15 protein-coding genes are annotated in these 17,240 nt (G+C 61.3%); 8 read left to right on the top strand and 7 right to left on the bottom strand.

Going from position 1 to position 17,240, the window contains the following annotated elements:
- The first annotated feature begins 46 nt into the window (after positions 1 to 46).
- The 3 genes from OC71_RS21925 to OC71_RS21915 all read left to right on the top strand — a co-directional run bounded on the left by OC71_RS21925 (position 47) and on the right by OC71_RS21915 (position 2,612).
- Positions 47 to 388, top strand: a complete 342-nt coding sequence (locus OC71_RS21925) for a helix-turn-helix transcriptional regulator (protein WP_041073332.1) — start codon at positions 47 to 49, stop codon at positions 386 to 388.
- 169 nt (positions 389 to 557) lie between these two features.
- Positions 558 to 1,802 (top strand): FAD/NAD(P)-binding oxidoreductase, encoded by a 1,245-nt coding sequence (locus OC71_RS21920; protein WP_041073330.1) that lies wholly within the window; start codon positions 558 to 560, stop codon positions 1,800 to 1,802.
- A 9-nt stretch (positions 1,803 to 1,811) separates the two neighbouring features.
- A complete protein-coding gene (locus tag OC71_RS21915) occupies positions 1,812 to 2,612 on the top strand; it encodes a sulfite exporter TauE/SafE family protein (RefSeq protein WP_027613213.1) in 801 nt (266 codons plus the stop codon).
- Positions 2,613 to 2,697: 85 nt separating this feature from the next.
- On the opposite strand, the gene OC71_RS21910 is transcribed toward OC71_RS21915, so the two are convergent.
- Positions 2,698 to 3,624: a polysaccharide deacetylase family protein gene (locus tag OC71_RS21910; RefSeq protein WP_041073328.1), complete on the bottom strand. Its 927-nt coding sequence runs from the start codon at positions 3,622 to 3,624 to the stop codon at positions 2,698 to 2,700.
- A gap of 248 nt (positions 3,625 to 3,872) precedes the next feature.
- On the opposite strand from OC71_RS21910, the gene OC71_RS21905 reads away from it, so the two are divergent.
- Together OC71_RS21905 and OC71_RS21900 are read left to right on the top strand one after the other, a co-directional pair.
- Positions 3,873 to 5,528 carry an MFS transporter gene (locus OC71_RS21905; RefSeq protein WP_041073326.1) on the top strand — a complete coding sequence of 552 codons (1,656 nt, stop codon included), beginning with the start codon at positions 3,873 to 3,875 and terminating at the stop codon, positions 5,526 to 5,528.
- On the top strand, positions 5,525 to 6,667 hold the full coding sequence (locus OC71_RS21900; RefSeq protein WP_041073324.1) for an HlyD family secretion protein: 1,143 nt from the start codon (positions 5,525 to 5,527) through the stop codon (positions 6,665 to 6,667). Before OC71_RS21905 ends, OC71_RS21900 begins: the two co-directional genes overlap by 4 nt.
- A gap of 111 nt (positions 6,668 to 6,778) precedes the next feature.
- On the opposite strand, the gene copD is transcribed toward OC71_RS21900, so the two are convergent.
- Both copD and copC read right to left on the bottom strand, forming a co-directional pair.
- Positions 6,779 to 7,636 (bottom strand): copper homeostasis membrane protein CopD, encoded by an 858-nt coding sequence (gene copD / locus OC71_RS21895; protein ID WP_041073322.1) that lies wholly within the window; start codon positions 7,634 to 7,636, stop codon positions 6,779 to 6,781.
- A 3-nt stretch (positions 7,637 to 7,639) separates the two neighbouring features.
- Positions 7,640 to 8,002 carry a copper homeostasis periplasmic binding protein CopC gene (copC, locus tag OC71_RS21890; RefSeq protein ID WP_041073319.1) on the bottom strand — a complete coding sequence of 121 codons (363 nt, stop codon included), beginning with the start codon at positions 8,000 to 8,002 and terminating at the stop codon, positions 7,640 to 7,642.
- A gap of 138 nt (positions 8,003 to 8,140) precedes the next feature.
- On the opposite strand from copC, the gene OC71_RS21885 reads away from it, so the two are divergent.
- Positions 8,141 to 8,761 carry a TetR/AcrR family transcriptional regulator gene (locus OC71_RS21885; RefSeq protein WP_027613201.1) on the top strand — a complete coding sequence of 207 codons (621 nt, stop codon included), beginning with the start codon at positions 8,141 to 8,143 and terminating at the stop codon, positions 8,759 to 8,761.
- Positions 8,762 to 8,902: 141 nt separating this feature from the next.
- On the opposite strand, the gene preA is transcribed toward OC71_RS21885, so the two are convergent.
- From preA to hydA, 3 genes are all read right to left on the bottom strand, one after another.
- Positions 8,903 to 10,177, bottom strand: a complete 1,275-nt coding sequence (gene preA, locus OC71_RS21880; protein WP_041073316.1) for an NAD-dependent dihydropyrimidine dehydrogenase subunit PreA — start codon at positions 10,175 to 10,177, stop codon at positions 8,903 to 8,905.
- Positions 10,178 to 11,545, bottom strand: a complete 1,368-nt coding sequence (locus OC71_RS21875) for an NAD(P)-dependent oxidoreductase (RefSeq protein ID WP_041073314.1) — start codon at positions 11,543 to 11,545, stop codon at positions 10,178 to 10,180. It abuts the gene before it with no gap.
- Between the two features lie 166 nt (positions 11,546 to 11,711).
- Positions 11,712 to 13,151: a dihydropyrimidinase gene (hydA, locus tag OC71_RS21870; RefSeq protein ID WP_041073312.1), complete on the bottom strand. Its 1,440-nt coding sequence runs from the start codon at positions 13,149 to 13,151 to the stop codon at positions 11,712 to 11,714.
- A gap of 625 nt (positions 13,152 to 13,776) precedes the next feature.
- Here hydA and OC71_RS21865 point away from each other — a divergent pair.
- Together OC71_RS21865 and OC71_RS21860 are read left to right on the top strand one after the other, a co-directional pair.
- Positions 13,777 to 15,261, top strand: a complete 1,485-nt coding sequence (locus OC71_RS21865; RefSeq protein WP_041073310.1) for an NCS1 family nucleobase:cation symporter-1 — start codon at positions 13,777 to 13,779, stop codon at positions 15,259 to 15,261.
- Positions 15,262 to 15,415: 154 nt separating this feature from the next.
- On the top strand, positions 15,416 to 16,699 hold the full coding sequence (locus OC71_RS21860) for a Zn-dependent hydrolase (RefSeq protein ID WP_041073308.1): 1,284 nt from the start codon (positions 15,416 to 15,418) through the stop codon (positions 16,697 to 16,699).
- Positions 16,700 to 16,813: 114 nt separating this feature from the next.
- On the opposite strand, the gene OC71_RS21855 is transcribed toward OC71_RS21860, so the two are convergent.
- Complete coding sequence (locus tag OC71_RS21855) at positions 16,814 to 17,023, bottom strand: hypothetical protein (RefSeq protein WP_041073306.1); 210 nt, start codon at positions 17,021 to 17,023, stop codon at positions 16,814 to 16,816.
- Positions 17,024 to 17,240: the final 217 nt, after the last annotated feature.

Raw genomic sequence — 17,240 nt, 5'->3', positions numbered from 1 at the left:
AAAACATAATGTTCGCAGCTTAAGTGACGTTGAAGGCATCGTGCAAATGCAATCCAGTCTGACCGAATGTGAAGTCGCCCAACTGCGGGCGTCCGCCTCCAAGGCCTGCGCGCTGCTCAAGGCGCTGGCCAATGAGGATCGCCTGTTGATCCTGTGCCAGCTGACTCAGGGCGAACGCAACGTCGGCGAGCTGGAAAAAATCACCGGCGTGCGCCAGCCGACGCTGTCCCAGCAACTGGGCATCCTGCGCGACGAAGGCCTGGTGGCGACCCGCCGCGAAGGCAAATACATCTTTTACGGCCTGGCCAGCCCTGAAGTGATTCAGGTGATGAAGACCCTGTCCGGACTGTATTGCGGGGCGGTGCTCAAGAGCTGGGGCCACCCATAAATGTCAGCCAACACAATACAAAACCTGTGGGAGCTGGCTTGCCAGCGATGGCGGAGTGTCAGTCGCCATCAATAGCGGTTGACAAGTCCCTATCGCTGGCAAGCCAGCTCCCACAGGTTTAGTGGTTTGATTCGAAAAAATCCTTGCGTGCAGCAATAAGGAACAAGCAATGAACGATCAACACTGGGGCCCATCCATCAGTGCAGACATCGTGGTCATCGGCGGCGGCACCGCCGGCATCGGCTTCGTCGCCAGTCTGCTCAAGCGTGATCCCACTCTTAAAGTCACCGTGATTGAGCCAAGCGCCCAGCACTACTACCAACCGGCATGGACGCTGGTCGGCAGTGGCGCCTATGACGTCAAGGACACTGCGCGGCCGATGAGCAAAGTGATGCCGCGTCAGGGCACCTGGATTCAGGCGGCGGTGACAGCGGTGGATCCCGACACCCGTCAACTCACGCTCAACGATCGACGCCGCGTCAGCTACCAGAACCTGATCGTCTGTCCCGGCCTGCGTCTGGCCTGGGAGAAGATCGAAGGCCTGCAGGAAAGCCTCGGCCAGCATGGCGTGACGTCCAACTACAGCTATCAGCATGCGCAATACACCTGGGATCAGGTGCAGAAACTGCGCGGCGGCAAGGCGTTGTTCACCCAGCCGGCGATGCCGATCAAATGCGCCGGCGCGCCGCAGAAAGCGTTGTACCTGTCGTGCGATCACTGGCGCAAAACCGCTGTGCTGAACAACGTTAACGTCGAGTTCAACCTGGCCGGTGCCGCACTCTTCGGTGTCGCGACCTTCGTTCCGCCGCTGATGAAGTACATCGAGAAGTACAACGCGCAACTGGCCTTCAACAGCAATCTGGTCAGGGTCGACGGCCCGGCGAAAACCGCCTGGTTCGAGATCAAGGACGCTGACGGCAACGTCACCACACAGGCGAAAACCTTTGACCTGCTGCATGTTGTGCCGCCGCAAGTCGCGCCGGACTTCATCGCCCAGAGCCCGCTGGCCGACACCGCCGGCTGGTGCGAAGTCAATCCGCACAGCCTGCAACATCCGCGTTACCCCGAGGTGTTTGGCCTCGGTGACATCTGCGGCACCACTAACGCAAAAACCGCTGCGGCCGTGCGCAAGCAGATCGTGGTCGTCGCCGAAAACCTCTTGGCGCTGCGCAAGCGGCAGCCGCTGCCACTGAAGTACGACGGCTACGGTTCCTGCCCGCTGACGGTGGAGAAGGGCAAGGTGATCCTCGCCGAGTTCGGTTACGGCGGGAAGTTGCTGCCGACCTTCGCCCTCGATGCGACCGTGCCGCGCCGCTCGGCGTGGTTCCTCAAGGCGACGCTGCTGCCGTGGTTCTACTGGAACGGCATGCTCAAGGGCCGCGAGTGGCTGACCGGTTTGTCCAAAGTCGACTGAGAACTCCCTATGTTGCTGGCAAGTCTGTTTGGCGTGTTGATGGGGCTGATTCTCGGGCTGACCGGGGCGGGCGGCGGGATTCTCGCGGTGCCGGCGCTGGTGCTCGGCCTCGGCTGGAGCATGACCCAGGCTGCGCCCGTGGCGTTGTTCGCCGTGGGCAGTGCGGCAGCCGTCGGTGCCATTGACGGTTTGCGTCATGGCCTGGTGCGCTATCGCGCGGCACTGCTGATTGCCGCGCTCGGCGCGGTGTTTTCGCCGCTGGGGATCTATTTCGCGCATCAGTTGCCGGAGAAAATTCTGATGATCCTCTTCAGCCTGCTGATGGTCATGGTGGCCTGGCGGATGTTGCGCCGCGAGCGTGCGCAAGAGGGGCCGAGCGACCATGGCCATGCGAGCTGGGGGCAGAAGAACTGCATGCTCAATGAACAGACCGGGCGCTTCGACTGGACCGCCAAATGCACTGCGACTCTTGCGGCGCTGGGCGCGGTGACGGGTGTGGTTTCGGGCTTGCTTGGCGTCGGCGGTGGATTCCTGATCGTGCCGGCGTTCAAGCAACTGACCGATGTGCAGATGCGCGGGATCGTGGCGACGTCGCTGATGGTGATCAGTCTGATTTCGGCGATTGGCGTGATCGGATCGTTTCACGCAGGCGTGCGGATTGACGCACAGGGCGCGGCGTTTATCGTCGCCAGCATCGTCGGCATGATCATCGGGCGCAAGCTTTGTGCGCGGGTGCCGGCGCGGACGTTGCAAGTGGGGTTTGCCAGTGTGTGTCTGGTGGTGGCGGGGTATATGTTGTTGCGCGCCTGAAAAGATCGCAGCCTGCGGCAGCTCCATGGGAATGGTGTACACCTTGTAGGAGCTGCCGCAGGCTGCGATCTTTTGATTTTGCTCCTCAATCAATCAAAGGATTTTTCTCGGTCAGCACAACCTGCGCGATCTGATCCTTGCGCATGAAACTCACCTTCGGATGCGCCTGCGCATAACGAATGAACCGCTCCATCGCTTCGACCATCGCCGGCGTGCCGCCGATGCGGTCGTGCAGACTCACCGACATCATCCGTCGCTGGCTCGCGCCTTCGGCGTACAGGCGATCAAATTCCAGCACCAGTTGCTGATAGAACTGCTCGGCGGAGAAATGCCGACCCTCGATCAACACGATGTCGTTGTTGCGCAAGGTATACGGCACCACGGCAAATTTGCGTCCACGGACCATGGTCACGAACGGTTCGTCGCGGCTGACGTCATCGATGTGATAGGTGAAGTTCAGGTCTTGCAGAACCTTCAGCGTATTGGGGCTGCGCCGCAGCCAATTGGCGTTGTAACCCACCGAGCGCTGGCCGGTAAGTTTTTCCACCGCGTTGACACCGTCGCCGATGAACTGTTTTTCCTGGTCGTAACGCATGTTGTAGGAATCGGCCCAACGCATGCCATGGGCCGCCAGTTCATGGCCGCGCGCAGCAATCGCTTTCGCCAGTTCCGGGTGTTTGAGCGCCGCTTCGCCGACCACATGCGAGGTGACCTTGATGCCGGTGCGATCCCACAGGTCGAGCATCCGCCACAAGCCTTCCTTGTAGCCATAATCAAACCAGGTCTGCGCCGGCAGATCCGGATAACCCTTGGGCAGCGGCGTGCCGGAGAACGGGCTTTCCGCGCCTTCGGGCTGACCGCCGGTTTCGAATTGCATCGACACCGAGATCACCAGTTGCGAACCGTCCGGCCACGGGCGTTCCTGAGCGAAGGCGAGGGCCGGCAGCAGCAGGGCGGCCGCCACAAGGTTTTTTAAAAAGCGTGGGGAGCGTTGCCGGTGGGGCGTGGTCATAACGGGCACCTTGCAGGTTGAGAAGGGCTGCAAGGGTGGCAGTTGCCCGGCGCGGGAAAAATCCGTTGCGGGCAAGAAGACCTTTAAACAGAATTTACGAATCCACCGCGAACCAGTGGGAGCGGGCTGCCGGTCACCCTCTTGCCGAGCCGACTGCCGCCATCGCTGGCAAGCCAGCTCCCACAGGATTGTGGGTTTGCCGCAACATTTGCGGCAAACTCCCGGCAACACAAGCACAAGGTCTTTCAATGGATCGATACGCCCCGCGCAACTGGCAGCCGCACGAGAAGCCCAGTCTGCCCGGTTCCCCCTCGACGCCGCTGCACTCCAACCCCAAGCGCCTGGCCTATGCGCTGGTCGGGCTGTTGGTGGCGGTGACCGGTGGTCTGGGCAACTCGCTGGTGGTCGCCAACCTGCCTTACCTGCAAGGTGCGCTGGGCGCGACCACGGCGGAGATGGCCTGGCTGCCGGCCGCGTACGTGATGACCAACGTGTCGATGAACCTGTTGCTGGTGAAGTTTCGTCAGCAGTTCGGCCTGCGTGCATTCACCGAAGTGTTTCTGGTGTTGTATGCGCTGGTGACCTTCGGCCACCTGTTCGTCAATGACCTGAGCTCGGCCATCGCCGTGCGCGCGGCGCACGGCATGGTCGGTGCGGCGCTGAGTTCGCTGGGTCTGTATTACATGGTTCAGGCGTTTCCGGCCAAGTGGCGGCTGAAGGCGCTGGTGCTGGGCCTCGGCGCCTCGCAACTGGCTTTGCCGCTGGCGCGATTGTTCTCCGAAGACTTGCTGCAGATTGCCGAATGGCGTGGCTTGTACCTGTTCGAGCTGGGCATGGCGCTGCTGTCGCTGGGCTGCGTGTTGCTGCTCAAGTTGCCGCCCGGTGACCGCTTCAAAACCTTCGAGCCGCTGGACTTTCTGACCTTCGCCATCCTCGCCAGCGGCGTGGCACTGCTCTGCGCGGTGTTGTCGCTGGGGCGGATCGACTGGTGGCTGGAGGCCAACTGGATCGGCTATGCGCTGGCGGCCTCGATTGCCCTGATCCTCGCCGGCCTGGCGATTGAACACAATCGCAGCAACCCGATGCTGATGACCCGCTGGCTCGGCAGCGGCACGATGATCCGCCTGGCGCTGGCGGTGACCCTGATTCGCATGGTCACCTCGGAGCAGTCCACCGGCGCGGTCGGTTTCATGCAGAACCTCAATATGGGTTATGAGCAACTGCACAGCCTCTACGTGGTGATGCTGATCGGCAGCATCGCCGGGCTGGCGACCAGTGCGCTGACCATCGACCCCAAGCATCTGCTGATGCCGCTGATCATCTCGCTGGCGCTGATGGCCACCGGCTCGGTGATGGACAGTTTTTCCAACAACCTGACCCGTCCGCAAAACCTGTATTTCAGCCAGTTCCTGCTGGCCTTCGGCAGCACGTTTTTTCTGGGACCGACCATGGTTTTCGGCACCCGCAACGTGTTGACCAACCCGCGCAATCTGGTGAGTTTTTCGGTGTTGTTCGGGATCTGCAACAACCTCGGCGGCCTGCTCGGCGCGGCGTTGTTGGGCACGTTCCAGATCGTGCGCGAGAAATTCCACTCCAGCCACCTGGTCGAGCACCTGACGCTGTCCGATCCGCTGGTGGCTGCGCGCGTACAAAGCGGCAGTTCGGCCTATGGCAGCTTGCTGGCCGACCCGAGCCTGCGCAATCTGGCCGGGATTCGCAGCCTGGCGAATGCCGCGACTCGCGAAGCCAACGTGCTGGCCTATAACGATGTGTTCATGCTGATCGCCGTGATTGCGGTGCTGACCATGATCTGGCTGTCCATTCGTGCGCTGTGGCTGATGAGCACCACCAAAGCCGTCGACCCAGCGCCTTCCGTACCTCCTGACGGTGCCTCCCATTCATGACCGAACCGACCACCACAACCACCAATGCCATCGCCGCCACCCCGGAAGGCGTGGCGCCGCCGTCCTCGCCGAACACCGAGCCGCGCTCGTTGCGGGTACGGATCATCTCGTCACTGGGCTTTGCCGCGATTGCCATCGTCGGTGTGCTGATCGTGCTCTACGCCTGGCAGCTGCCGCCGTTCAGCAGTGCGGTCGAAACCACTGAAAACGCGTTGGTGCGCGGTCAGGTGACGATCATCGGCCCGCAGCTCAGCGGTTACGTGTTCGAGGTGCCGGTGCAGGATTTCCAGTACGTGAAGGCCGGTGATTTGCTGGTGCGCCTGGACGACCGGATTTATCAGCAGCGCCTCGACCAGTCGCTGGCGCAACTGGCGGTGCAGAAAGCCGCGCTGGCCAACGTGGTGCAGCAACGCAACAGCGCCGAAGCGACGATCAAACTGCGTCAGGCGGTGGTGGCCGACAGCGAGGCGCAGTTGCGCAAAAGCGAGGCGGATCTGCGGCGTAACAAGGAGCTGGTGAGTGACGGCTCGGTGTCGAAACGCGAGATGGACGTGACGCTCGCGGCCAATGCGCAGAGCATTGCGGCGGTGGCGCAGGCCAAGGCCAATCTGGAAATCGCCCGGCAGGATCTGCAGACGGTGATCGTCAATCGCGGTTCGCTGGAAGCCTCGGTGGCCAGCGCTGAAGCGGCGGTGCAACTGGCGCGGATCGACTTGTCGAATACGCGCATCGTCGCCCCGCGTGATGGCCAGCTCGGGCAGATCGGCGTGCGCCTCGGCGCTTACGTCAACTCAGGGGCGCAACTGATGGCGTTGGTGCCAAATCAGAAATGGGTGATCGCCAACATGAAGGAAACCCAGATGGACAACGTGCGTGTCGGGCAGCCGGTGCGCTTCACCGTTGATGCGCTGAACCACCGCCAGTTCACCGGGCATGTGCAGCACATTTCGCCCGGCACCGGTTCGGAGTTCGCCCTGCTGCAGGCGGATAACGCCACGGGCAACTTCGTGAAAATCGCCCAGCGCGTGCCGGTGCGGATCACCATCGATCCGGATCAGCAGGAAGAGGAACGCTTGCGCCCGGGGATGTCGGTGGTGGTCAGCATCGACACTGCAGCGGGTGACACACAACCGCATTGATCTACACAAAACCTTGTGGGAGTTGGCTTGCCAGCGAAGACGTCGGTACATCCGAAATATCTGTTCCTGACACACCGCCATCGCTGGCAAGCCAGCTCCCACAGGGGGGCTTCAGGCTGCAATCATCGGTGGCAGAGTACCGAGAAGGGAGACCGCCGCCACCGCACCCATCCCCAACAACCACTCCAGCAACACACTGCGCTTGAGTGCGCCCATCCGCTGTTCGCAATCATCAATCCGCAAGCGATTGAACAGCGCCAGCGCGAGCATGCCCAGCACCAGCAACGCCTTGATCAGCAGGATCAGGGCAAAGCCACTGAACAGCGGCGTCGGCCACCATTGCCCGGTCAGCACGCGCACGTTGATCAGTCCGGTAATCAGCAGCCCGCCGACGATGGCATAACCGACACCGCTGAAGCGTTGCAGGATCCGGCTCATCGTTTCGTCGGGTTGGCGCAGGATCAATACCAGCAGCAACAGACCGCCGAGCCATGCAGCGACGCAGGTCAGGTGAACGATCTGGTTGAGGATCAGCAGTTGCCCGCTGAGGCCGTCGAGCATCGCGCCGTGACCGACCGGCGCCAGGGTCGCCAGGAGCAGCGCGCTCAAGCCCAGACGCAGCGGCAGGCTCGATCGCCACGGCGTGAACAGCAATGCCAGCAACAGCGCGTTGATCAGCAGATGCCAGCGCCAGACCTGGCCGAAAAAGGTGTTGCCGAGCACCACGCCAACAGTGTCCGGATCGAACGCTGCCGCCGCCGAACCGGCCATGCTCGCGGTGATCAACAGCGCCCAGGTCACGCCGCTGACCAAGGCAATCGCGGTCAGCCAACGCGCCAGTCGCGCCAGATGCCGATCCAATGTCGGCACTGGTGCCTTGAGCAGCAACGGCCGAAACAGCCAGGCGCCGAACAGCATCAACACCGCGCTGAAATGCACGAAGCGGCACAGCACCAGCGCTTCACTCATGAATTACTGGCCGACCTTGAACTGGTAGGCGCCTTCGCTCTTGTGCGTGTCGACCGACACCGCATGCCATTCGACTTTGTATTCACCGGCACTGAGTGGTGCGGCGGGGGTGACGATCAGGGTTTTCTTGTCGCCTTCGGTGGTCAGCGGTTTGATCGCGACCGGGGCGCCGTCGTGGGTCAGGCTGACTTTGGTGAAGCTGGCCTCGACGCCTTCGGAAAAGGTCAGGCGCAGATCGGCCGGCGCGGCGACGGTGCTGTCGGCGGCCGGGGTCTGGCTTTTCAAGTGGGCGTGGGCAAAAACGGAGGATGCGGCGCACAGCGAAGCGAGCAGGGCAGTGGTGGTCAGGACGTTCTTGAACAGCATCGCGGGTACCTCTGAGGCAGGACAAAGAAGCGCCAGTTTAGCCATGCGCCGGCCTTCATACGAAGTTTTGTTTGCAGCGGTCGCCCCGAGGCCAGAGCGGATGCTAGTCTTCAACAACGTCGTTGTCAGGGAGCCCTCATGGGCAATCACAAGATCGAGATCCGTCGCAGTAACGTCGAGAAAATCCTGTTGGCGGCGGAAAAAGTCTTCGCCGAAAAAGGCTTCGGCGGCACCGCCATGGCCGACATCGCCGCCGAAGTGCAACTGCCGCGCTCCAACTTGCATTACTACTTTTCCACCAAGAGCGAACTGTACAGCGCGGTGCTGTTCGACCTGCTGGAGGTGTGGAAGCAGGACGCGCTGTGCTTTGAGATGTTCGACGATCCACGGGTGGTGCTCAGCAGCTACATCCGCGCCAAGATGAACCACTCGCGCAGCCGGCCTTATGGTTCGAAAGTCTGGGCCAACGAGATCATCCACGGTGCGCCGACCTTGGGTGAAGCGCTGGATCTGAGCCTGTACGACTGGGCGAAAATGAAGGAAGCGAAGATCCGCCAGTGGGTCGAGGACAAGCGGATTCTGCCGGTGGAGCCGTCGAGCCTGCTGTACATGATCTGGGCCTCGACCCAGCATTACGCCGACTTCGATCATCAGGTGAATATTCTCAACGAGCATCAGCCGCTGTCGGACATGCAGTTCGAGCGTGCGGTGCAGACGGTGACCAGTGTGATTTTGCGCGGGATCGGATTAGAACCTTGAGCCATGTGTTGTGACTGCCGACCCCTTCGCGAGCAAGCCCGCTCCCACAGGTTTTCGGGTTGTCCTCAAGTGTCATGAACACCAGAGAACCCTGTGGGAGCGAGCTTGCTCGCGAAGGCGTCTGTTCAGACGCTACCTGGCCTAGGGTGAGACATGGTACGGATTGCGCGGATCATGATTCCAGTCCAGAAACGGCTTGCCGGTCTCCATCGGCACCATCTCGATGCAGTCCGCCACCGGGCAGGTGATCTGGCACAGATTGCACCCGACACATTCCTCATCAATCACTTCATATTTATGCGTGCCGTCGGCCTGCTTGAGGCTGCTGATCGCCTGGTGTGACGTGTCCTCGCAAGCAATGTGGCAACGCCCGCAACCGATGCACGCGTCCTGATCAATCCTGGCAATGACCTGATAGTTGATGTCGAGGTATTTCCAGTCAGTGGTGTTGCCCACCGCACGCCCGGAAAACTCGGCGATGTTGGCGTAACCCTGACTGTCCATCCAGCGCGACAGCCCGTCCTTCATCTCCTCGACAATCCGGAAGCCGTGAAGCATCGCCGCCGTGCACACCTGCACCGCGCCGCTGCCCAGCGCCATGAACTCCGCCGCGTCACGCCAACTGCCGATGCCACCAATGCCGCAGATCGGCAGGCCTTGAGTCTGCGGATCACGGGCGATCTCGGCGACCATGTTCAGCGCAATCGGTTTGACCGCTGAGCCGCAATAACCGCCGTGGGTGCTTTTGCTGCCGACGGTGGGCAGGGCGACCATGTGTTCCAGGTCGACGCTGGTGATCGAGTTGATGGTGTTGATCAGCGACACCGCATCGGCGCCACCGCGATGGGCCGCGCGGGCGGCGACGCGGATGTCGGTGATGTTCGGCGTCAGCTTGACGATCACCGGCAACGAGCAATAGGTCTTGCACCAGCGGGTGACCTGCTCGACGTATTCCGGTACCTGACCCACCGCCGCGCCCATGCCGCGTTCGGGCATGCCGTGCGGGCAACCGAAATTCAGCTCGATGCCGTCAGCGCCGGTGGCCTCCACCAGTGGCAGGATGTGTTTCCACGACTCCTCCACGCACGGCACCATCAGCGAGACGATCAGCGCACGATCCGGCCAGTCCTTCTTCACCTGAGTGATCTCACGCAGGTTGATTTCCAGCGAGCGGTCGGTGATCAGTTCGATGTTGTTGATCCCCAGCACCTCGCGGTTGTTGCCGTAGTGCGCCGAGTAGCGCGACGAGACGTTGACCGCTGCCGGGTCCTCGCCGAGGGTTTTCCAGACCACGCCACCCCAGCCGGCCTCGAAGGCGCGGACCACATTGTAGGCCTTGTCGGTCGGCGGCGCGGAGGCCAGCCAGAACGGGTTGGGGGCTTTGATACCGGCGAAGACAATCGAGAGATCGGCCATTTACGCAGCCTCCACGTTGAGCATCAGTTGCGCGTTGATCGCCTCGGCGGCGAGTTTGCCGTGCTGTACGGCTTGCACGGTGAGATCCTGATCGAGGCTGGTGCAGTCGCCGCCGGCATACACACCGGGAATGCTGGTGCGCAGGTTGTCATCGACCTGAATCCGTTCGCCCTGACGCTTGAGTTCGCGGGCCAGCGGGTCGGCGAGGGCGCTGCTGTCGAAGGCCTGACCAATGGCTTTGAAGATCGCGTCGGCGGCCAGTTCGAAAGTTTCGCCCGTGGTTTGCAGGCGACCGTCGACCCGTTGCGTGCGGGCGAAACGCATGCCGCGCACCTTGCCTTGCGCATCGAGCAGCACTTCTTCCGGTTGCGCCCAGGTCAGCAGGCGTACCTGATTGGCCTTGGCAATGTCCTGTTCATGACCGGTCGCGCCCATGTCCGCCGCACCCCGGCGATACACCAGATTCACGTCACGCGCTCCGAGACGGGCCATTTGCACGGCCATGTCAATCGCCGTGTTGCCGGCGCCGAGGACGATGCAGCGTTCGGCCAGTGGCAGTTGCGTCAGGTCATCGGCCTGGCGCAGTTCGCGGATGTAGTCAGTGGCGGCGAGCAGGCCGGGGGCGTCTTCGTGGGGCAGGCCGAGCTGTTTGCTGGCATTCAGGCCGAGGCCGAGGAACACCGCGTCGAACTGCTGATGCAGCTCGCTGAGGGTCAGATTCTCGCCGAGTTTCTGTCCGTGACGGATTTCGATACCGCCGATCTGCAGAAGGAAATCCAGTTCCTTTTGCGCGTAGTCGTCGACCAGTTTGTACTTGGCGATCCCGTATTCATTGAGGCCGCCAGCCTTCTCCCGTGCTTCGAAAATCACCACGTCATGCCCGTGCATCGCACTGCGGTGGGCGCAGGACAAACCCGCTGGCCCGGCGCCGACCACGGCGATGCGCTTGCCGGTGCTGGCCGCACGCTGGAACGGGTGCTCGGTGAAATTCGCGTTGTCCACGGCGTAGCGTTGCAGCAGGCCGATCAGCACCGGCGCACATTCCTGGGCGTTGTTGCGCACGCAGGCTTGCTGGCAGAGGATTTCCGTCGGGCAGACCCGCGCACAACTGCCGCCGAGGATGTTCGCCGAAAGGATTTTCTGCGCCGCACCGGGCACGTTGTCCTGATGGATGTTGCGGATGAACGACGGAATATCGATCTCGCTGGGGCACGCATTGACGCACGGCGCGTCGTAGCAATACAGGCAGCGCGAGGCTTCCAGGTGTGCCTGCCGGGCGTTGAGCGGTGGCGCCAGATCAGTGAAATGGCCGGCGAGGGCGGCCGCACTTTCGTGCGGGTGCGGGAGATGGTTCAGGGTCTCGATCACGGTTTTTTGCCTCACGGTTATTGAGGTTCTCTGCCTCTGATGGGCAGTGGTTTTTGTGTCGCTTGGGATGGCCTCATCGCTGGCAAGCCAGCTCCCACAAGGTTTTTCGAACACCCAGAATCCCTGTGGGAGCTGGCTTGCCAGCGATAGGCCGAAGGCCTGGATTTCAGCGTTTCACAGCCGTCGGCTTATGCATCTCAGCCCGCTTGCTCAGCAAATCAAATACCGCCGGATACGCCGGTCGTTCGATGTACCGCCCGGCGCCGCGCTCGGCGCGCAGATCGCCGTCGGCCCATACCACTTTGCCCTGGCTGACGGTATGACTTGGCACGCCGCGCACGGTCTTGCCTTCGAAGATGTTGAAGTCCACCTGCTGATGGTGGGTCTTGGCGGAAATGGTGCGAGTGCCTTGCGGGTCCCACAGCACCAGGTCGGCGTCGGCGCCGACGCGAATCGCGCCTTTGCGCGGATAGAGGTTGAAGATTTTTGCGGTATTGGTGGAGGTAAGGGCGACGAAATCCTGCATCGACAAACGGCCGCTGTTGAACCCTTCATCCCACAACACCGCCATGCGGTCTTCGATGCCGGCGGTGCCGTTGGGGATCTTGCTGAAGTCGTCGCGCCCGGCGGCTTTTTGCTCGGCGCAGAAGCAGCAGTGGTCAGTGGCGGTGGTGTGCAGATTACCGCTCTGCAGGCCATGCCAAAGGGCCTCCTGATGCCCGCGCGGGCGGAACGGCGGGCTCATCACATAACCGGCGGCGGTCTGCCAGTCCGGGTGCTGGTAGACGCTGTCGTCGAGCAGCAGATGCCCGGCCAGCACTTCGCCGTACACCGGTTGGCCCTTGCTGCGGGCATAAGTGATTTCGTCCAGCGCTTCCTTGGTCGACACGTGTACCAGGTACAGCGGCGTGCCGATGGTCTCGGCAATACGGATCGCCCGGCTCGCCGCTTCGCCTTCCACCTGCGATGGCCGTGACAATGGATGCGCCTCTGGCCCGGTGATGCCCTGGGCCATCAACTTGCGTTGCAGGTGATAGACCAGCTCGCCGTTTTCCGCATGCACGGTCGGCACCGCGCCGAGTTCCAGGCAGCGCTCGAAACTCGCCACCAGCGTGTCGTCGGCGGCCATGATCGCGTTCTTGTAGGCCATGAAATGCTTGAAGCTGTTGATCCCGTGATGGCTGACCAGCTCGGCCATTTCCTCGCGCACCTGCTCGCTCCACCAGGTGATCGCGACGTGAAAGCCGTAGTCCGAGGCGGACTTTTCGGCCCAGCCACGCCACTGATGAAACGCTTCCATCAACGACTGCTGCGGATTGGGAATCACGAAGTCGATGATCGAGGTGGTCCCGCCAGCCAGACCCGCAGCGGTGCCGCTGTAAAAGTCTTCACTGGCCACGGTGCCCATGAAGGGCAATTGCATGTGGGTGTGTGGATCGATGCCGCCGGGCATCAGGTATTGGCCGCTGCCGTCGAGCACTTCGGCACCGGCGGGAATATCCAGGTTTTGACCAATGGCTTTGATCACGCCGTCGGCGCAATAGACGTCGGCGCGATAACTTTCATCATGGGTAACAACGGTGGCGCCACGGATCAACAGAGACATTCCGAGTTCCTCGCAGGCATGACCGACTTGTGCCGGTTCTCAATGTTTTATTGGTGTTCAACGCTGATCGGTATATTCCTGTCAGTGCTGTCAGGAATAGAAGCTAGTCGCAGTTATCAAATTGATCAAGATTATTTTTTATAAGCTTATTTCTGTTTTAAGTTGTTGAAAAATAACGATAAAAAATTGAAATCACCAAAATGGTGAGGCTGTTCACCATTTTGACGCACTTGACAGGATGGAAATATGAGCAAGATTTCCTATGTGAAATCAGCTGCTTGAAGTTGAGCTGCGGTTGATCGCCCGTAATGAAAAAAAAGTGCAGTGCACCAGATTGAGTCCTGACAGTTCGGACAACTTGGCAAACGTTTAGCCTGAGCGTGCAGACAGGTTTTCGCGGACTCCTCCGGTGAATAATTAAAAGCGTGAATTATCAGAAAGTTGCAATGCGTTTGTAACACCGCCTGAGCGTCAGACGGAGTACCCGGCACGTTTATTGATGCCGCCGCTGACACCATGGCCGGTGCAAGAAAGTTGTCAGTTCCTCCGGCCATCGTCCGGCTCGCACCCTGGTGTGCAGCCGCCTGATGAGCAAAAAAATAATCAGAAGAACAGTGGAGCGGCCATGCAACAGAACAGATCGCAAGTGACCGAGCGCGACGGCTTGTTCGAACTCGAAGCCGGCAGCGACGTCCTCGACAGTCCCCGTTACAACCACGATATGGCACCGACCAAGGTGCGCGAACGCACCTGGAACAAATGGCACATCACCGCGTTGTGGGTCGGCATGTCGGTGTGCGTGCCGACTTACACCCTTGGCGGCGTGCTCACCGCGTATTTCGGCCTGACCGTCGGCGAAGCGCTGATGGCGATTCTGCTGGCCAACGTCATCGTGCTGATCCCGCTGACCCTCAATGCCTTTCCCGGCACCAAGTACGGCATTCCGTTCCCGGTGTTGCTGCGCTCGTCATTCGGCGTGCTCGGCTCCAACGTGCCGTGCCTGATTCGTGCGCTGGTGGCGTGTGGCTGGTTCGGGATTCAAACGATGTTTGGCGGGCTGGCGATTCACCTGTTTCTTGGCTCGATCTTCGACGGCTGGAAATCCCTCGGTGGCACGGGGGAGGTGATCGGCTTCATGATCTTCTGGTCGCTGAACCTGTGGGTGGTGATCCGTGGTGCCGAGTCGATCAAGTGGCTGGAAACCCTGTCCGCGCCGCTGCTGGTGGCAGTCGGCATTGGCCTGCTGGTGTGGGCGATGCCCAATGTGTCGATGAGCGAGCTGCTGGCGATTCCACCGAAACGCCCCGAAGGCGCGAGCGTGGTCAGTTACTTCGCTGCGGGGCTGACGGCGATGGTCGGCTTCTGGGCCACGTTGTCGCTGAACATTCCCGACTTCAGCCGGTACGCCAAAAGCCAGAAAGACCAGATCCTCGGGCAGATTTTCGGCCTGCCACTGACCATGTTCCTGTTCGCTTCGCTGGGGGTGGTGATGACCGCTGCGTCGGTGAAGCTGGTCGGTGTCACGGTATCGGATCCGGTCAGCCTGATCGGCCATATCCAGAGCCCGCTGTGGGTGGCGGTGGCCATGGCGCTGATCATCATCGCCACGCTGTCGACCAACACGGCGGCGAACATTGTTTCGCCAACCAACGACTTCCAGAACATCGCGCCCAAGGTGATCAACCGCACCAAAGCGGTGTTGCTCACCGGCTTCGTCGGGCTGGCGTTGATGGCCCACGAGCTGCTGAAAAAGCTCGGTCTGATCGTTTCCGATGTCAGCCTGGAAACCGTGTATTCCAACTGGCTGCTGGGCTATTCGAGCTTGCTCGGGCCGATCGCCGGGATCATGGTGGTGGACTATTTCCTGATCAAGAAACAGCAACTGGAACTGGCCGGGCTGTACCGCGATGACGTTTATCCGGCGTGGAACTGGGCCGGGTTTGCCGCGTTTGGCGTGCCGGTGGTGCTGACCCTGCTGTCGCTGGGCAGCGATGCGTTCAGCTGGTTTTACAGCTACGGCTGGTTTACCGGCTCGGCGCTGGGCGGGGTGATTTATTACGGGTTGTGCGTGATGCGGGCGCAGCCTTCGGTCGTGAAATCACCGGTGTGAGGGAGGGCCTCATCGCTGGCAAGCCAGCTCCCACAAGGATCAAGTCGTACACAAACCATGAGTTCACTCAAAACCTGTGGGAGCTGGCTTGCCAGCGATGGCGGCCTGGAAAACACCAAAGAAATATCCTAAGAAACTGCCTGAGGAGATCAACATGAACGCAGCCGTAGACGTTCTGCAATCCACCCATCAGCACATCAACCGCGACCGCCTCTGGGCCTCGCTCATGGAACTGGCCAAGCTCGGTGCCACGGTCAAGGGCGGGGTCTGTCGTCTGGCCCTGACCGACCTCGATCGCCAGGCCCGCGACCTGTTCGTGCAGTGGTGCAAGGACGCCGGATGCAGCGTCACGGTGGATGCAGTCGGCAACATCTTCGCCCGTCGTCCGGGGCGTAACCCGAACCTGCCGCCGGTGATGACCGGTAGCCACATCGACACCCAACCCACCGGCGGCAAATTCGACGGCTGCTTCGGCGTGCTCGCCGGCGTCGAGGTGCTGCGCACCCTCAATGACCTCGGCGTGGAAACCGAAGCACCGCTGGAAGTGGTGGTCTGGACCAACGAAGAAGGCTCGCGCTTTGCTCCGTGCATGATGGGTTCCGGCGTGTTCGCCGAGAAATTCACCCTCGAAGAAACCCTGGCCAAGGTCGATGCCGAAGGCGTCACCGTCGGCGAAGCGCTCAACGCCATTGGTTACGCGGGGTCACGCAAAGTCAGCGGGCATAAGGTCGGCGCCTACTTCGAAGCGCACATCGAGCAAGGCCCGATTCTCGAAGACGAACAGAAAACCATCGGCGTGGTCCTCGGCGCCCTTGGGCAGAAGTGGTTCGACCTGAAACTGCGCGGCGTCGAAGCGCACGCCGGGCCAACGCCGATGCACCTGCGCAAGGACGCCCTGGTCGGCGCCTCGGTGATTGTCGGTGCAGTCAACCGCGCCGCCCTCGGCCACCAACCCCACGCTTGCGGCACCGTCGGTTGCCTGCAAGCCTATCCCGGCTCGCGTAACGTCATCCCCGGCGAAGTGCGCATGACCCTCGACTTCCGCCATCTGCAGCCAGAGCGCCTTGATTCGATGATTGCCGAAGTGAAGCAGGTCATCGACGCGACCTGCGAAGAACACGGCCTGACCTATGAACTGACCCCGACCGCCGACTTCCCGCCGCTGTACTTCGAAAAGGGCTGCGTCGAAGCCGTGCGCGGCGCGGCGAAAGGCCTGGGCTTGTCACACATGGACATCGTCAGCGGCGCCGGCCACGACGCGATCTTCCTCGCCGAACTCGGCCCGGCCGGAATGATCTTCGTGCCGTGCGAAGGCGGCATCAGCCACAACGAAATCGAGAATGCCGCGCCGGATGATCTGGCGGCCGGGTGTGCGGTGTTGTTGCGGGCGATGTTGGCGGCTTCGGCGATGGTGGCGGAGGGGCAGCGCGCGGCCTGAAGATCAAAAGATCGCAGCCTTCGGCAGCTCCTACAGTTGGATTGCATTCAACCTGTAGGAGCTGCCGAAGGCTGCGATCTTTTAGTGGCCACCTGCAGGAACGAATTGGTTTGATCATCCGGGCCGGTCATTTTTACTTGCAGTGCCCTGACGTCGGTCAGGGCCGTTGGGGTTGCCGACATCCAGCAACCTTCGTTCGACCAAAACATTCTCCAGTGCCTGACGCTCGACCGGCGCCATTTGGTGTTCACGCTTTTTCAGTTCCAGCAGAATCGGGCTGGACCAGGTGCGATAAGTCTGTTCGATGTTGCGACGCGACGTCATCAGTCTCTCCTTGATCAAGAGCCCGGTGAAGCTGGCAGGGGCTCAATCCGATGAGGGAATAACGTTAGTCGACAAACCCCGAATTCGCGAATGACTCAATGTTTTGTGGGAGCTGGCTTGCCAGCGATAGCAGTGGGTCAGTCTCTGCTGCATTGACTGAACGCCCTCCATCGCTGGCAAGCCGGCTCCCACAGGGTTTTGCATTGAATGTGAGATC

Origin of the sequence: Pseudomonas sp. W15Feb9B (assembly GCF_000828175.1) — a bacterium.
Taxonomy (GTDB): Bacteria; Pseudomonadota; Gammaproteobacteria; order Pseudomonadales; family Pseudomonadaceae; genus Aquipseudomonas; species Aquipseudomonas parakoreensis.
This window is presented reverse-complemented; position numbering and strand designations above follow the sequence as displayed.

Excerpts from the sequence above, each read along its gene's own strand:
- preA (WP_041073316.1), bottom strand. The coding sequence starts at position 10,177 with ATGGCCGATCTCTCGATTGTCTTCGCCGGTATCAAAGCCCCCAACCCG.
- hydA (WP_041073312.1), bottom strand. The coding sequence starts at position 13,151 with ATGTCTCTGTTGATCCGTGGCGCCACCGTTGTTACCCATGATGAAAGT.
- OC71_RS21855 (WP_041073306.1), bottom strand. The coding sequence starts at position 17,023 with ATGACGTCGCGTCGCAACATCGAACAGACTTATCGCACCTGGTCCAGC.
- OC71_RS21915 (WP_027613213.1), top strand. The coding sequence starts at position 1,812 with ATGTTGCTGGCAAGTCTGTTTGGCGTGTTGATGGGGCTGATTCTCGGG.
- OC71_RS21920 (WP_041073330.1), top strand. The coding sequence starts at position 558 with ATGAACGATCAACACTGGGGCCCATCCATCAGTGCAGACATCGTGGTC.
- OC71_RS21910 (WP_041073328.1), bottom strand. The coding sequence starts at position 3,624 with ATGACCACGCCCCACCGGCAACGCTCCCCACGCTTTTTAAAAAACCTT.
- OC71_RS21900 (WP_041073324.1), top strand. The coding sequence starts at position 5,525 with ATGACCGAACCGACCACCACAACCACCAATGCCATCGCCGCCACCCCG.
- copC (WP_041073319.1), bottom strand. The coding sequence starts at position 8,002 with ATGCTGTTCAAGAACGTCCTGACCACCACTGCCCTGCTCGCTTCGCTG.
- OC71_RS21865 (WP_041073310.1), top strand. The coding sequence starts at position 13,777 with ATGCAACAGAACAGATCGCAAGTGACCGAGCGCGACGGCTTGTTCGAA.
- OC71_RS21905 (WP_041073326.1), top strand. The coding sequence starts at position 3,873 with ATGGATCGATACGCCCCGCGCAACTGGCAGCCGCACGAGAAGCCCAGT.
- OC71_RS21925 (WP_041073332.1), top strand. The coding sequence starts at position 47 with ATGCAATCCAGTCTGACCGAATGTGAAGTCGCCCAACTGCGGGCGTCC.
- OC71_RS21860 (WP_041073308.1), top strand. The coding sequence starts at position 15,416 with ATGAACGCAGCCGTAGACGTTCTGCAATCCACCCATCAGCACATCAAC.
- OC71_RS21885 (WP_027613201.1), top strand. The coding sequence starts at position 8,141 with ATGGGCAATCACAAGATCGAGATCCGTCGCAGTAACGTCGAGAAAATC.
- copD (WP_041073322.1), bottom strand. The coding sequence starts at position 7,636 with ATGAGTGAAGCGCTGGTGCTGTGCCGCTTCGTGCATTTCAGCGCGGTG.